General features: G+C 37.1%; 15 protein-coding genes. 6 read left to right on the top strand and 9 right to left on the bottom strand.

The features are described from left to right. Positions 1-164: 164 nt before the first annotated feature. Complete coding sequence (locus A3EE_RS0113815; protein ID WP_018344036.1) at positions 165-437, bottom strand: hypothetical protein; 273 nt, start codon at positions 435-437, stop codon at positions 165-167. Between the two features lie 194 nt (positions 438-631). Here A3EE_RS0113815 and A3EE_RS0113810 point away from each other — a divergent pair, with 194 nt between their 5' ends. After that, complete coding sequence (locus tag A3EE_RS0113810) at positions 632-1,912, top strand: OmpA family protein (RefSeq protein WP_033418063.1); 1,281 nt, start codon at positions 632-634, stop codon at positions 1,910-1,912. A gap of 192 nt (positions 1,913-2,104) precedes the next feature. On the opposite strand, the gene A3EE_RS0113805 is transcribed toward A3EE_RS0113810, so the two are convergent. The 3 genes from A3EE_RS0113805 to A3EE_RS0113795 form a co-directional block, all read right to left on the bottom strand. Beyond that, positions 2,105-2,716, bottom strand: a complete 612-nt coding sequence (locus A3EE_RS0113805; protein ID WP_033418052.1) for a YceI family protein — start codon at positions 2,714-2,716, stop codon at positions 2,105-2,107. Positions 2,717-2,916: 200 nt separating this feature from the next. Next, a complete protein-coding gene (locus A3EE_RS0113800) occupies positions 2,917-3,438 on the bottom strand; it encodes an acyl-CoA thioesterase (RefSeq protein WP_018344033.1) in 522 nt (173 codons plus the stop codon). After that, positions 3,435-4,103: a protein-L-isoaspartate(D-aspartate) O-methyltransferase gene (locus tag A3EE_RS0113795; protein ID WP_018344032.1), complete on the bottom strand. Its 669-nt coding sequence runs from the start codon at positions 4,101-4,103 to the stop codon at positions 3,435-3,437. The genes A3EE_RS0113800 and A3EE_RS0113795 overlap by 4 nt, the downstream gene beginning before the upstream one ends. Before the next feature lie 114 nt (positions 4,104-4,217). On the opposite strand from A3EE_RS0113795, the gene A3EE_RS0113790 reads away from it, so the two are divergent. The 4 genes from A3EE_RS0113790 to A3EE_RS21065 all read left to right on the top strand — a co-directional run bounded on the left by A3EE_RS0113790 (position 4,218) and on the right by A3EE_RS21065 (position 7,351). Next, on the top strand, positions 4,218-5,618 hold the full coding sequence (locus A3EE_RS0113790) for a sugar transferase (RefSeq protein WP_018344031.1): 1,401 nt from the start codon (positions 4,218-4,220) through the stop codon (positions 5,616-5,618). Positions 5,619-5,696: 78 nt separating this feature from the next. Continuing rightward, positions 5,697-6,284: a riboflavin synthase gene (locus A3EE_RS0113785; protein WP_018344030.1), complete on the top strand. Its 588-nt coding sequence runs from the start codon at positions 5,697-5,699 to the stop codon at positions 6,282-6,284. 45 nt (positions 6,285-6,329) lie between these two features. After that, entirely contained in the window at positions 6,330-7,058 is a 729-nt protein-coding gene (locus A3EE_RS0113780; RefSeq protein ID WP_018344029.1) for a YcxB family protein, read from the top strand. 68 nt (positions 7,059-7,126) lie between these two features. Further along, positions 7,127-7,351, top strand: coding sequence for a VOC family protein (locus A3EE_RS21065; protein WP_211208936.1), 225 nt, complete (start codon positions 7,127-7,129; stop codon positions 7,349-7,351). 128 nt (positions 7,352-7,479) lie between these two features. On the opposite strand, the gene A3EE_RS0113770 is transcribed toward A3EE_RS21065, so the two are convergent. From A3EE_RS0113770 to tamL, 3 genes are read right to left on the bottom strand one after another with little or no spacing between them, the layout of a single operon-like run. Next, positions 7,480-8,061, bottom strand: a complete 582-nt coding sequence (locus A3EE_RS0113770) for a phosphatase PAP2 family protein (protein WP_018344027.1) — start codon at positions 8,059-8,061, stop codon at positions 7,480-7,482. After that, positions 8,061-8,960, bottom strand: coding sequence for an oxygen-dependent coproporphyrinogen oxidase (gene hemF / locus A3EE_RS0113765; RefSeq protein WP_018344026.1), 900 nt, complete (start codon positions 8,958-8,960; stop codon positions 8,061-8,063). The genes A3EE_RS0113770 and hemF overlap by 1 nt, the downstream gene beginning before the upstream one ends. Before the next feature lie 6 nt (positions 8,961-8,966). Continuing rightward, complete coding sequence (gene tamL, locus A3EE_RS0113760) at positions 8,967-11,438, bottom strand: translocation and assembly module lipoprotein TamL (protein WP_483782817.1); 2,472 nt, start codon at positions 11,436-11,438, stop codon at positions 8,967-8,969. On the opposite strand from tamL, the gene A3EE_RS0113755 reads away from it, so the two are divergent. Continuing rightward, the gene (locus tag A3EE_RS0113755; protein ID WP_018344024.1) at positions 11,410-12,153 is read left to right on the top strand and encodes an RNA methyltransferase; all 744 of its coding nucleotides are present in this window, start codon (positions 11,410-11,412) and stop codon (positions 12,151-12,153) included. The two genes, tamL and A3EE_RS0113755, sit on opposite strands and share 29 nt — an antisense overlap. Here the strand turns inward: A3EE_RS0113755 and A3EE_RS0113750 are convergent, their stop codons facing one another. Together A3EE_RS0113750 and A3EE_RS0113745 are read right to left on the bottom strand one after the other, a co-directional pair. Continuing rightward, positions 12,154-12,948, bottom strand: a complete 795-nt coding sequence (locus A3EE_RS0113750; RefSeq protein WP_018344023.1) for a queuosine precursor transporter — start codon at positions 12,946-12,948, stop codon at positions 12,154-12,156. Further along, positions 12,929-13,876 carry a ribonuclease Z gene (locus A3EE_RS0113745; RefSeq protein WP_026209777.1) on the bottom strand — a complete coding sequence of 316 codons (948 nt, stop codon included), beginning with the start codon at positions 13,874-13,876 and terminating at the stop codon, positions 12,929-12,931. Before A3EE_RS0113745 ends, A3EE_RS0113750 begins: the two co-directional genes overlap by 20 nt.

Genomic DNA, 13,876 nt, shown 5'->3' with positions numbered 1-13,876 from the left:
GTAAACTAGTGTGATTTTTTACTAGTTCTGTATACTTTAATATGAAAAAAAAGGTTTTCGATTGTAATAAATTGTTAAAAAATAGAAGGTAAAAAAGTGTTTTTTTTCAATGGAAGGAACAGTTTATTCAACACTTTGAATTAACTGTTCCTTCCATTGAAAATTTAGGAAGAAGCATTTAGAAAGCCGTTTAATTTGGATTCAATCAATGAACAGGGAACGAGCATGGGTTTTTCAATGATTGCAAAATGAGCAAGGGTAGCAGTAATTTTATACGTACCCTTAATTTGGCCCAAAGGGGTAGGTAAAGAGAAAGATCCTGAAGAACTGTTTCCTTCAAAAGCAGCATTTTCAACTTTCAGTATAGATTCCTGAATGGTTTTGATCATTTCATTTACATTCTGTGTAAATGGGATATCGAAGGTACAAGCAGCCATTTTTTTTCGCAAGTTACTTATTACTTACATAAAAGTTCAACATTTTTTGTCCAATTTAATTAAGAGGTAGGTATAAGTACTTAAAAAAATGGCTTTTAAAATCACATATTTTATACGAGTTTCTAACATTGGCTAGCAATGTTTAGGAATTTAATTATATCTTTATCGTAGCAATTGAATATTCAATAGTTCGTATGAGGCTTTATTTACTTGTAGTAGTAAGTGTTTTTTCATTAATGGGGAGTTATTATTCTCTGGCTCAGAAAACTGCTGCCGGTTGGGTATATGCTTATTCCTTTGATGGAAATGCGTACGATATTGGTCCAAACCGTGTGCATGGCCAAATGCAAGGGGGAGTTGCTGCAGCAACCGATCGATTCGGGCGTGCCGGTAAAGCATTAAGTTTTAATGGAGTTGATGGTTTGGTGCGCATTCCGTTTGGTAAAGAGCATAATCTGACTACCAGCAATTTTGCTTTTACCGTTTGGCTTTACGTAGATAAATATACGCCCTCGCCACTTTGGGAGGCTTTAAATTCCAGCAATTATTCTCCTATTTTTTGCAAAACAGAAACCGATACGCATTTTCAATTTCGTTTTGGAGCTTCCGACAAAGGATTTTATTTTGACGGTGGAGAAGAAGGCGCTTCAAAAGGATTGTATACAAAAAATGGAGTTACACTGGTTGCCGGTAAATGGAATATGTTAGCAGTTACATTCAATGGATATGTTGCAAAGTATTTTTTAAACGGACGCTTGATTGCATGTGAAAATATTTCTACAACGTTTGTTCAGAACAATCAGCCCTTAATCGTGGGTTGTGATTTTCCAGGTCAGGCAAGTTATTTTTCAGGTAAAATGGATGACTTCAACATCTGGCAGAAATTTATTACCGAAGAAGAAGTTCGCGAAATTTATGCGGTTCAATCCAAGCAACCTTTTATACCACCCAATATTACGGTAGCGCCGGCGGTTGTTGTGACGAAAATAGATACAGTTAAAGCAGCAACCCCGATCGATACAGCAAGAGTTGTTGTTAAGACTAAAGCTGTTATACCAGTTGATTCAGTCCCACAAACAAAAGTTGTTGTTCCTGCTCAGAAAGATGAGTCTGTTTTTGAAGTTAAGAAAGGAAATAAAATTGTATTGAAGCACGTATTGTTTGTGCAAAGCAAAGCAGAATTTTTACCTGAATCGTATGCTGAACTGGATCGATTGGTTGCAACCTTGAATCAGAATCCAAATGTAACTATTGAAGTATCGGGCCATACAGATAATCAGGGAAGCAGAGAATTGAACCTGAAACTTTCTGAAGAACGAGCCAATAAAGTAAAAGATTATCTGGTGAGCAGAGGTATTGATACGAAGAGAATCAATACCATTGGATATGGGCCAGACCATCCAATAAGTCCGAATGATACTGAAGTAAACAGAAGATTAAATAGAAGAGTAGAATTTGAAATTATTCAAATGTAAAATTGATCTTATAGAACATAAAAAAAACGTCCTGAATATCAGGACGTTTTTTTTATGTTCTATAAGTATTAATGCCTTCGATGAAAGCGAAGGTATTAATATATTTACATAGAATCTAAAAACCTCTATAAATAGAGAAGTCCCGCTTTAGACGGGACTTCTCAGAATAATAAACTATAAACTTAATCGCAATTATTTTTTGCCTACTAAAGCAATATCTAATGTGATATCGTCAGATAATAACAAGTCTTTAGCTGCTTTGTATGCAACGCCATATTTTTGACGATTGAATACCAATTTACCAGTAGCTTTCACACCAGCAGTAGTATCAACAACGATATCTGTTACCGTTTCAGAATTTGTTTTACCACGTAATGTTAAATCACCTGTTGCAGAGTTTCCGTTAACAGATTTAATAACGAATGTAGCAGTAGGGAATGAATCAACTGCGAAGAAATCAGCACCACCTAAGTGACCGATTAATCCAACTCTTGGAGTCTTTTCAGTATAGTTGCTGTCTGTTGGGTTGATTGATTTTAAGTTAGCAGTGAATGAACCGCCAGTGATCTGTAAGCCTTTAGCTGTGAAAGTTCCTTCAGAGATCTTAAGAGTACCAAAATGCTTGTAAACAAATTTACCACCCATGTTGCCTTCCCAACGGATTAAAGATGCAGCAGTGTCTGCAGTGTAAGTAGCTTCAGTACCTAAAGAATCAACTGCAACAACGTCTGCTTTTTTTTCAGAGTTACATGCAAACATAACAGCGGCTAAAATTGCGCTAGTAAAAACGATTTTAATTTTCATATGTGTTAGAATGGTTTAAGAATACGTGTTTAAACATTTAAATTTAACAATTTTAAGAAAGAGTTTTTATATATCCAAATATAAGTTATTTATAATTGATTACTAATAACTTAATGTTAAAATTGTGGTAGGGTATATGAATGAACATCCGTTAATATATATGGATATTCATTTTTTTGAATACTTGTTCCTGTGCAATTTTACAGATTATCAAAAAGTGCCTTTAATTCGGTTGCTTCTGATGGTTTCATTCTTCCTGCAAGGATTAAACGCAATTGCCTGCGTCGTAATGCACCAGCAAATAATTCTTTTTCACGATCTGTTTCGGGAATAACTTCCGGAATCGGAATCGGTTTTTTATCTGCATTTAATGCCACAAAAGTGAAAAAAGCTTCGTTGCTTTTTGTTTTAATCCGGGTCAATACATCTTCAGCCCATACTTCAATATGCACTTCCATGGATGTTTGAAAGGCACGGGTGATCTTGGCTTCTAATGTTAGGATATTACCCAATGCAATGGGAGCTTTAAAAGAAACATTATCTACCGAAGCAGTTACAACTCCATTACCGCAATGCCTTAAAGCACATATAGCACCAACTACGTCCATTAAATACATGAGTCTTCCACCCATTAAATTATTTAAGGTATTGGTGTCATTTGGTAAAACCAATTCAGATTTTATCACTACTGATTCACTGGGATGTCTTGCTTCCGGATTCATATTTTATTTGTTTTTGCGTTCCAGCCGTCTTTGCCTACAAGTGGTACAAAACGGAAGTCGCCGCACTCTTCCTGAGTAATTTCTTTTTCGCTTACTTTGGTAAGACGAAGCATTTTTTGATTTTTTTGATCGCCTACGGGAATAACCAGAATACCGCCTACTTTTAATTGCTCAATCAATTTTTGAGGTACATAGGGAGCACCGGCAGTTGCAAGGATTCGATCGTACGGGCCAAAGCGTGCAAGTCCTTCACTGCCATCTCCGCAGAAGAATTGAGCTTTGTAGCCTAGTGATTGCAACATCTGTTTCGATTTTTCAAATAGGCTTTTATGATATTCGATCGTGAATACATTCGCACCCATCTCCAACAGAACAGAACACTGATAACCTGAACCTGTTCCAATCTCTAATACTTTCATGCCTGGTTCAAGCTTTAACAGGCTTGTTTGAGATGCAACCGTATAGGGTTGGGAAATTGTTTGACCATCGCCGATCGGAAATGCTTTGTCCTGATAAGCATGTTCTAAAAATGCATTGTCTAAAAAGATATGTCTTGGCACCCGATTTATCGCCTCCAAAACAACATCATCGTTAATACCCTTGTCTCTTAGTATCTTAATGAGTTTTCTTCGCAACCCTTTATGTAAATAGGAATCTTCAGGCATTATTAATTCGGTAACTGGTAAATATTTTGAATACTAAAATAGTTCTACTTCTTCGGATTTAATAATTTAGCATAGAAATAGATTCTGATAGTGAATAATTAATTTTTAAATACATTGAAAAGACCGTATTACAGTTTAATTCCTGCTTCTTTAGATTTTATAGCTTCTCTGTGTGCATGGATCTTGTTTTTTTATAATCGAAAACAAATCCTTCACGAAGAAACAGAAGCTTTTGGTATTGCATTGATTGCAAATGCAGCGGTGATCGGTGTATTTTGGGTGGGTTTAAATACACTTGCAGGTTCATACTCGGATATATTCGGCAAAACACGCATCAAAGAATTGTTCAAAGGGTTTAATCATACCTTGATCGGAGTGGTGATTATCTTTTTTACCTTGTTGCTGGATGACCAAGGAGTAAATGAATATCATGAATATTATAAAACATTTGGAGCGTATTTCATTATACAATTTATCTGTACCTCCATTTCTAAAATTATTTCCTTTACCTATTTAAGAGAACAGATCTCTTCCGGAAAAATTTATTTCAATACCTTACTTGTTGGCTCAGGAAAAGCTGCACGTAAAGTGTATGATGAATTGGAAAAACGAAAATCCACGTTCGGTTTCTCATTTGTTACGTATTTGCCGACATCTGAAACAAGTACGGATGTATGTGCACCGGTTTTGAAATCGATTGGTGATCTGGAGCGCATCAATACAGTGATTCATCGCTGTCATATTGATCGTGTAATGATTGCGTTGGAAAAAGAAGAGCACGATTATCTGGAACAAGTGCTTGGAGCATTAGAAGGCGAATCTGTAAAGACGAATATCATTCCTGAAAATTATCAATTGATATTGGGTTCAGTAAAAGTAAAATTGTTATCCAATTTGCCTTTGCTTGAAATTAATCAGGATCTGATACCGGTATGGCAAAAAGCGTTGAAACGATTGATTGATATTGTTGCTGCATTAGGTGTATTGATTGTGGGTTTTCCATTTTTATTCGTTGTTGGATTGCTTACAAAATTAAGTTCTAAAGGTCCGGTGTTTTACAAACAGGAACGAATTGGCAAAGATGCGAAGCCCTTTAAGATCATTAAATTCAGAAGCATGTATATGGATTCTGAAAAAGCCGGTCCTGCTTTGGCGAACGATAAAGACAGTCGCATTACACCTTGGGGAAAGATCATGCGCAAGACACGTCTGGATGAATTTCCGCAGTTTTACAATGTATTAAAAGGGGATATGTCGCTGGTTGGTCCGCGGCCTGAGCGTCAGTTCTTCATCGATCAGATTATGGCACAGGCGCCGTATTATAAGCACTTGCATAAAGTCCGTCCGGGTATCACTTCCATGGGACAGGTAAAATTCGGTTATGCTGAAAACGTGGATGAAATGGTAGAGCGTTTGCGTTACGATATTTTATACATTGAAAATATGTCTTTGTCTTTAGATTTCGAGATCATGCTGGATACGGTGTTGATCATGTTTCAAGGAAGAGGGAAATAAAGTACTAAGTACAATGTACTAAGTAAAAAAGAATGTTAGCTATTCTTATTACTTAAAACTTAAAACGTATTACATAAAATGTTTACAGGAATCATAGAAAGCTTAGGTGTTATTGAGAAGATTGTTGAAGAGCAGGGGAATCTGCATTTCACCGTTCGTTCATCGATTTCGCATGAATTAAAGATCGACCAGAGCTTGTCGCATAATGGAATTTGCTTAACGGTGGTTGCTTTGGGCGATGATACACATACCGTAACGGCTATTCAGGAGACGATCCGTAAGACTAGTATCTCTGAGTGGAAGCAAGGCATGCATGTAAACTTAGAGCGCGCTATGTCTGCACACGGTCGCTTTGACGGACATATTGTACAAGGACATGTAGATCAGGTGGCATTGTGCACGCAACGCAAAGACGATAACGGCAGCTGGCTGTTCACTTTTCAATACGATGCTTCATCGGGTAATGTAACCGTAGAGAAAGGTTCGATCTGTGTGAACGGTATCAGCCTTACGGTTGTAGATTCCAAAGACGATGCGTTCTCCGTAGCAATCATTCCATACACATTTGAACATACTTCTTTAAAAGAATGTGTTGTTGGTTCAAAAGTGAATATTGAATTTGATATTCTGGGTAAGTACGCAGCGAAGCTGTTGGGGAGAAAGTGAACAGTTGTCAGTAGGCAGTGGTCAGTAAAATGAAAATTTAAAAGTATGAATAAAATTATAGGGTGGTTTTTAGTTATATTTTTCAGTACTATATTGTTTGTCTTTGGCGTATTTTTACTGTGTGTACTTTTTGATTTTCCTGAACCTACTGCGAATTCAACTTCAGATAAAGTAACTTCCTTCTTGGGAGCTGGACTTTTTATGCTGTTGTCAATTTGGGGATTAGGTTATGGATGGAGAACAATTAAAAAAGGAGTTCCGATAGCAACGATAGCTTATAATAAGGTATTGGATATTTCTCTTAAAGGCAAAATAGAATTTAAAGCGTATCGTAATTTGATGTTAGGTTTAATCTTTAAAAAGAAGTTGTTTTTTTGGATGTCCATTATTATAATTTTATCTGTAATACAATTGCTTGCTAGTGGTTCAGAAGCGGGTTCAATGCATTATTTTTATGCTCTTTTTATGATTGTATTGGTTGTTGTTTTTCCTGTGTCAGTTTTCCTGCAGATTAAAAAACTTTATAATACAGATGCAATTTTCAAAGAAATCTTGACATATCATGTAACAAATGCATCGATACAAATTATTGGAGATACAGTTAATTCTACTCAACAATGGACGCACTTTATTAAAATTAAAGATACACAACACTTTTATTTATTTTATTCTGGTGCAATGGTTGCAACCTTACTAGAAAAGAGATTGTTTTCAGAAGAGGAACTAAACGAGTTTGCTATTTTTATTAAGTCGCTCAATATTCCAAAGGAGTAAGACTAAAGCACCATCTTCGTTTTGAGTAGTTCAAGAAATAGTTATCTAATTTATCAAAACTCGGACTTTTGAAGCGTCCGGTTAGTGTGCCTCCGGTGGGAACGGGTACAAATGCATTTACCTGTTCTATGCAGGTAGAGAATTTTGATAAAACGGCTGCTGTAATTTTAGCAAACGGTGGAGTAGTTGCCTTACCTAAATTTGCAATACCGGGTAGATGCTGGCAAGGGTACTTTCTGGATCCGGATAACAATACGTTTGGAATTTTTCAGGTAGATGCTGAAGTGAAGTAATAGCCGTTGAGTTTCTTGGGGCGATGCCCCAAGTTTTTGTATGTAAGCCTTTCAGGCTTATCGATTCACATCAAATCCTCAGGCTGTAAGCCTGACATATTATAACTTGGGGCATCGCCCCAAGAAACTTAATCTTTACTAAAAAATTTTCTCTCAATAATTCCCTCCAGCCAAACAATAATTGAAGTTGCAAGGATGCCTACAAGTGCGCCACAGAGCACATCTCCCGGATAGTGTACGCCGAGATATACACGGCTTAATGAAACAATAATAGCCCATACTAAAAGTACATAAATCATCACCTTCATTTTTTGAAATACATCTTTCAGCACGAAGAAAAAGAACACTGCAAATACATTTGCTGCATGCGACGAAACAAAGCCATATTGGCCACCGCAAATTCCGTCGATCAATATGAGTTTAATGTTTACAGCATCGTTGTGACAAGGCCTTAATCGGGCTACCCAAGGTTTTAATAACGCAGATGCTGTTTGATCGGCAAGAGCAATACAGCAAGCGATCAAGATTAGATTGATCCAGATGCGCTTTGGATTTGATTTATAAAGCAAAAATAAAAGTACCGCGTACCACGGAAGCCAGGTGAGCTTCGCGCTGCAAAACAGCATCGCAGCGTCCATCCAATCACTCTTAAAGGTATGGTTGATCCACACCAATACGTCTACATCGATCTGTTGTAATGCTTCTAACATTAGATTGCGAGCCAGTTTGGTTGTGCTTTAAGCCAGTCAATTGTTTCAGCTTCCTTGCTTCCTGCTGCAGGCTGGAAATCATATGTCCAGTTGGCTTCAGGAGGTAAGCTCATTAAAATAGATTCGATTCTTCCGTTTGTATCCAGACCGAATTTCGTTCCTCTATCATACACCAGATTAAACTCCACATACCTTCCTCTGCGAAGCTTCTGCCAGTTACGTTCTTCTTCAGTAAACGATTTGGATTTATTTTCAGCAATGATTTTTGTATATACTTTTGGAAATAGATAACCCAAGGCACAAACAAATTCAAACAGCTTCTCTTTGCTGATCGCAGCGTCACTTCCCATGCGATCAAAGAAGATACCACCAACACCTCTGGATTCACCACGGTGTTTGATGTAAAAGTATTTATCCGCCCATTCTTTAAATGTAGAATAAAACGTTTCATGGAACTGATCACATACATCTTTCAACGATTGATGAAATGCGATTGCTTCTTCTTTCACAACATAATGTGGAGTAAGGTCAATACCGCCGCCAAACCACCAGGTTCCGTTTGTCATTTCAAAATAACGGATGTTCATGTGTATGATCGGCACCCATGGATTGGTTGTATGCATCACAATGGATACACCTGTTGCATAGAAATCTGCCTGGGGAAGATTGAGTGCTTTTAAGATATTATCCGGAGTAGGGCCATGTACGGCAGAGAAATTAACACCGCCTTTTTCAATTACAGCACCTCCTGTAAGTATATTGCTTTTTCCGCCGCCGCCTTCAGGTCTTTTCCACTCGTCTGTTTTAAACGTTGCTTTGCCGTCGGCTTTTTCAAGCTCGCTGCATATATGCTGTTGAATTTTCTGAAATTCTTTTTCTATGGTTTCTTTTGTAAGCATGTCTGATCAGAATGGATAACCTAAGCTAAAATTATAGACAGGTAAATTATTTTTATTTTCAAATTTAAATAATACAAATCGGTCTTCGACTGGATGTACCGGATCCCATGCTTTGAATGCTACATCTAAACGTACAATGATAAATGTAAAATTCAATCGCAAACCAACACCAGTACCTACAGCAATTTCAGGAATGGATTGAAAATATCTGAATTCACCGCCCGGTCTGTTTTTATCTTTGTTGAGAAGCCATACGTTACCTGCATCTATAAAATATGCTCCTTCAATAAAACTGTATAGTTTTCTTCTTAATTCGAAGTTGGTTTCAATAACAATGTTTCCGGGCTCTTCATTGGTGTACTGCTGACTTGGATCGGGATTGGCATAGGAGCCTGGTCCCAAACGTCTGTAACGCCAGGCTCTGATCGAATTGGTACCACCGGCAAAGAAATACTTTTCATAAGGAAGTACGTTACTACCGCCTTGTTTAAGGCCCGATGAACCATAAGGTTTAGAAACTCCAAGATTTGCACGAAATGCCAATATGGTTTTTACTTTTATAGGTTTATAATATCTGAAGTCTACCTGAAGTTTTATGTATTGATAATATTGCAAACCGAATAAACGGTTGTTGGTTTCGTGTGTAAGTGTTTTGTTAATTAAATTAGGTACGATACCACCCAATTCAAAAGAAGGTCGGATGTAGTAAGATGGTATTTTCTTGCCCAATGCGTGATTACTGAATGTATAATTTAAATTCATATTGGTTACAATAGACGGGAGGAAACTCACATATAAATTGTTTCCATTATTTTTTAGATTTTGCAGATATTCTTCAAACTCGACCATTTTTATCGTACTGTTGATGACGTTAATATCGATTGGGGTGAATGAAAAATAAGAATACATACTTGTTTCCCAAAGGTACGTAAACTGCGATCTGAACCCGAACCGATCGTACTCGGGACGTTGTGTAGAACTATACCCCAATGTAACTCTCGTTTTAGGATTGTATTTGGCAGCAGAAAACCGAAAGCGTGTAGGTACAAGCAATTGCGGAAAGGTAAGACTGGTGCTGATACCCCATTCAACAGTTTGTAATTTGTTCTGATTGTCAAGTACAGATGCTTGTCCTTCTAATGCATAACGCACATTAAAATCAAGTATTTCATAGTTTCCAAAGATGTTTCTGTCTCTGAAATTTATATTGAAGAATGGACCGGGTATAACACCCTGCACAACGTTTAAACCATATTCCTGTGAGATGGAATATTTTTGTAAACGACTTGTATAGATATGCATGTCGAGTGTAGCTGAATCTCTTTTTACGAAATTTACATTTACAAATCGATACATATCCATGGATCCCAGCTGCTGCTGTGTTTTCAACAAAGAGTCTTGTTTGAAATAACTGCCAGGTCTGGAACGTATCTTGCCATCTAAAATTTTGTAATTGTAATGCAGATTGTTCCGGCAATATTTAATTGATTTGTAAGTGAGAGTATCGCGGTATTGACTGATCGTGTCGTTTGTTTTGATCACAGGGATATACACAACATTATTGATCTTATAACGCATGTGTTTTGAATCCACAGGTTGGTCTATTTCAAGCGTAAACTTTATGGTATGATTACCAAGAGTACTGCTATCTATGACAACGTTTATATAGTCTTTTGAAAATTCGTAGTAACCGCTATTTTTTAATAATCTATAGATTCGATCTCTTTCTGTATCGATTTTAGCCTGATCGTAATTGTCATTTTTTTCAAGCTTAGAACCTTTTGTATCTCTTACAATTCTAAGTATTGCAGTGTCTTCAATGTCGTATTCAAAGGCTCCATACTTGTATTGATCACCTTCATGAATGCGGTAGCTTACAAATGTTTTTCTGCCGAGTGTATCAATCTTGTAGGTTACTTCATTATTAAAAAAACCTTTGCTGAATAAATAGGTTGAGATCTGATCTTGCGTATATCGAATCACTGAAGTGTCCAGGATAGAAGGATATTCACCGAATGAACCCATCATCCAGTTGCCATTCACTATTTTTTTTTGAAGTTTTTCAATCTTCTTTTTACGTTTTGCAAGAATTGCTAAATAACGTTTTTCCGTGTAAGGCTTTTTTGTAATTTTTTTATCGTATCGTATTTTTGTTGCCTTTATTTCCTGATGAATATAACTCGTATCGTAAAAAGATTTTCCGATGTAATGGATCGTTAAATAGGGAGTCAATCCAACAAGTTTATATTGTGCTTTTTGTTTGTATAAACTTTCTATCTCTGATTTATAAGAACTTTTTGCACCTTTTGTTTTTTGAGAATACAACATGTACTTTCCCTTATAATCCGGGTCTGTGGCAAAATAACTAATAGATGGTTTGCAACCCTGAAGCAGAATGATTGCGAGTATGAGAGTAAAGATGTAATATAGTAGCTTCAATTCGAATTCAATGTTAACGAAACAGACTGTAAAATTCACTAAATCTCTTCAAAATAAGAAATTTCGAAGACTTTATAAGCAATTTATTATTGAAGGAGAAAAAACGGTCTTGGAAGTACTGGATTCAAATATCTCCATTGATAAACTATTGGTTACGGAGTACTTTAAAAATAAATATGCTACACAATTAAAGCCATTTGAGAAGCTTATTGAAGTGGCCGGAGATGCTGAATTAAACGATATCGGCAGCTTGCAAAGCAACGATTCAGCGATAGCAGTTTGTGCCATTAAAGATGAACCGATACCTGGTGTAATTAATAAAGAATGGGCTATTGTATTGGATAACATTAACGATCCGGGCAATCTTGGTACCATTATCCGAATTGCAGACTGGTATGGAATCAAAAATATTATATGTTCGGAAGACACAGCCGACTTATATAATCCCAAAGTGATCAATGCATCTAAAGGCTCCTTTTTGCGGGTTTCTGTAAGTTATACAGATCTGCCAACATTTTTAAAAGAGCAGAAAGTGGTAGTATACGGGGCTGACCTGCATGGTGAAAATATACACAAAACAGTATTTTCGCACGAAGGTATATTGGTAATGGGGAACGAAGCACATGGAATAAGCGCAGAGGTTAAAAAGCTATTAACGCATTCATTGACAATTCCTCGTTTTGGTGTGGCAGAGTCCTTGAATGTTGGGATTGCAACGGCCATCTGCTGCGATCGGATCAAGTCTCAATTGTAATTAATACTCTTCCGTATTCGCTTTTTCTATTAAAATTTCTGCTTCCGCTACACCTAAATAGCGGTCAATAAAATGATGCGCAACATATAAAAGCGGCGTTAGTATAAGTGCTACACTGAATTTATAGATGTAGTTAATAATGCCTATAGAAACTATCTGTTCAATGCTCCATTTGTGATCGCCGGCTAATAGATAGAATGCAATAAATAGTACCACAAAACTATCGATCAGCTGGGATATAAGCGTAGAGCCAGTTGCGCGCAGCCACAACCATTTTTCCCCGGTTGATTTGCGTATGGCATGAAACACATATACATCCAGTAATTGTCCGATTAAAAATGCAGTAAGCGAAGCAATAATGATTGCTTGTCCTTGTCCGAATATACGACGGTACGCATAGTCGATATCAAAGGGCGCACCATTTGCATCGGTTTTATTTACATCCAGCCAATAATCAGATGCTGTAATGTGTGTTGAAATATAAAGTATGAAAAAACTGTAGGCAATTAAGCCTATGGTAAGAAAGGTAACTTTCTGAACACCTTTTTTGCCGAAATATTCATTGATAATATCGGTTGAAATAAACACGATGGGCCAGATGATGGCACCTGCAGTAAGATTGAAATCAAGTTTGAAATCTGTAAATAATGAGATCTGTGCAGGGGAGAAATCAAACGTTTTTTCAATGGAAAAAATTTTCACTCCGATCAGTTCAGCAAGCAATGCATTGGTAATAAAAATGCCTGCAAGAATAATGAATAACGTTGTTTTCTTTTTATCCGTTGTTTGTTCCATCCGTTGAATTGCGATCTGATAGTGAGAACGTGGTACCTTCTATGCCTAGTGCTGTATTTTTAAAGATGGAACCTGCTTCAGCAAGGAAGGGTTCTACATCGTAATAGCGGGAAGAGAAATGGCCAATGATCAATTTGCCTACCTCCGCTTTTTTAGCGAATTCCGCAGCTTGTCTGGCCGTGGTATGATATGTTTTAGCGGCTCTGTCCGATAGCTCATCCAGAAACGTACTCTCATGATAAAGCAAGTCTACACCTTTAACAAGGGGGAGAATGGCTTCAGTATAGCGGGTGTCTGAACAATAGGCATAGCTTCTGGATTTCAACGCAGGCATACAGCAATCCTTTACAGCAACCTTGATCGTCTCATCTTCATTCAGTACATCTATTCCTTGTTTCAGTTGAGCAATTTCCAGTAAACTTAATTTCTCCGGCAATTTTTCTTTATTCAATTTTAATGGCTTGGCTTTTTCTTTAAATAAAAAACCGTTGCAATGAATGCGGTGCTCTAACGGAATGGTGTATACATCTATTAACGGATGATCTACAATGTGCACGCTTTCCTTGGAATCAAGAGGTGTGTACTCTAATGGAAATTGTAAGATGGTTTCCGAATATTTTAATTGAATCTGAATGATTTCATCCAGACCTGCCGGTGCAAAAATGTGTAAGGGATTTTTTCTTCCGTACAGATTCATGGTACTTAAAAGCCCGATCAGACCAAAGAAGTGATCGCCATGTAAATGGCTGATAAAAATATGAGATATTTTTGTATGATTCAGTTTGTAACGGCTCAGCTGATACTGCGCCGCTTCACCACAATCAATCATAAAATATTCATTGTGTATTTTTAAAAGTTGGGCCGATTGGTATCGGCCCTTTGACGGCGTTGCCGAACTTGAACCCAGTACGGTTAGTTCAAAGTCCAT

The organism is Cytophaga aurantiaca DSM 3654 (assembly GCF_000379725.1).
GTDB lineage: Bacteria > Bacteroidota > Bacteroidia > Cytophagales > Cytophagaceae > Cytophaga > Cytophaga aurantiaca.
This window is presented reverse-complemented; position numbering and strand designations above follow the sequence as displayed.

What these genes read in the sequence shown, in the direction of transcription:
- A3EE_RS0113815 (WP_018344036.1), bottom strand. Translation starts at nt 437, where the DNA reads ATGGCTGCTTGTACCTTCGATATCCCATTTACACAGAATGTAAATGAA.
- A3EE_RS0113810 (WP_033418063.1), top strand. Translation starts at nt 632, where the DNA reads ATGAGGCTTTATTTACTTGTAGTAGTAAGTGTTTTTTCATTAATGGGG.
- A3EE_RS0113805 (WP_033418052.1), bottom strand. Translation starts at nt 2,716, where the DNA reads ATGAAAATTAAAATCGTTTTTACTAGCGCAATTTTAGCCGCTGTTATG.
- A3EE_RS0113800 (WP_018344033.1), bottom strand. Translation starts at nt 3,438, where the DNA reads ATGAATCCGGAAGCAAGACATCCCAGTGAATCAGTAGTGATAAAATCT.
- A3EE_RS0113795 (WP_018344032.1), bottom strand. Translation starts at nt 4,103, where the DNA reads ATGCCTGAAGATTCCTATTTACATAAAGGGTTGCGAAGAAAACTCATT.
- A3EE_RS0113785 (WP_018344030.1), top strand. Translation starts at nt 5,697, where the DNA reads ATGTTTACAGGAATCATAGAAAGCTTAGGTGTTATTGAGAAGATTGTT.
- A3EE_RS0113780 (WP_018344029.1), top strand. Translation starts at nt 6,330, where the DNA reads ATGAATAAAATTATAGGGTGGTTTTTAGTTATATTTTTCAGTACTATA.
- A3EE_RS0113770 (WP_018344027.1), bottom strand. Translation starts at nt 8,061, where the DNA reads ATGTTAGAAGCATTACAACAGATCGATGTAGACGTATTGGTGTGGATC.
- hemF (WP_018344026.1), bottom strand. Translation starts at nt 8,960, where the DNA reads ATGCTTACAAAAGAAACCATAGAAAAAGAATTTCAGAAAATTCAACAG.
- A3EE_RS0113755 (WP_018344024.1), top strand. Translation starts at nt 11,410, where the DNA reads ATGTTAACGAAACAGACTGTAAAATTCACTAAATCTCTTCAAAATAAG.
- A3EE_RS0113750 (WP_018344023.1), bottom strand. Translation starts at nt 12,948, where the DNA reads ATGGAACAAACAACGGATAAAAAGAAAACAACGTTATTCATTATTCTT.
- A3EE_RS0113745 (WP_026209777.1), bottom strand. Translation starts at nt 13,876, where the DNA reads ATGGACTTTGAACTAACCGTACTGGGTTCAAGTTCGGCAACGCCGTCA.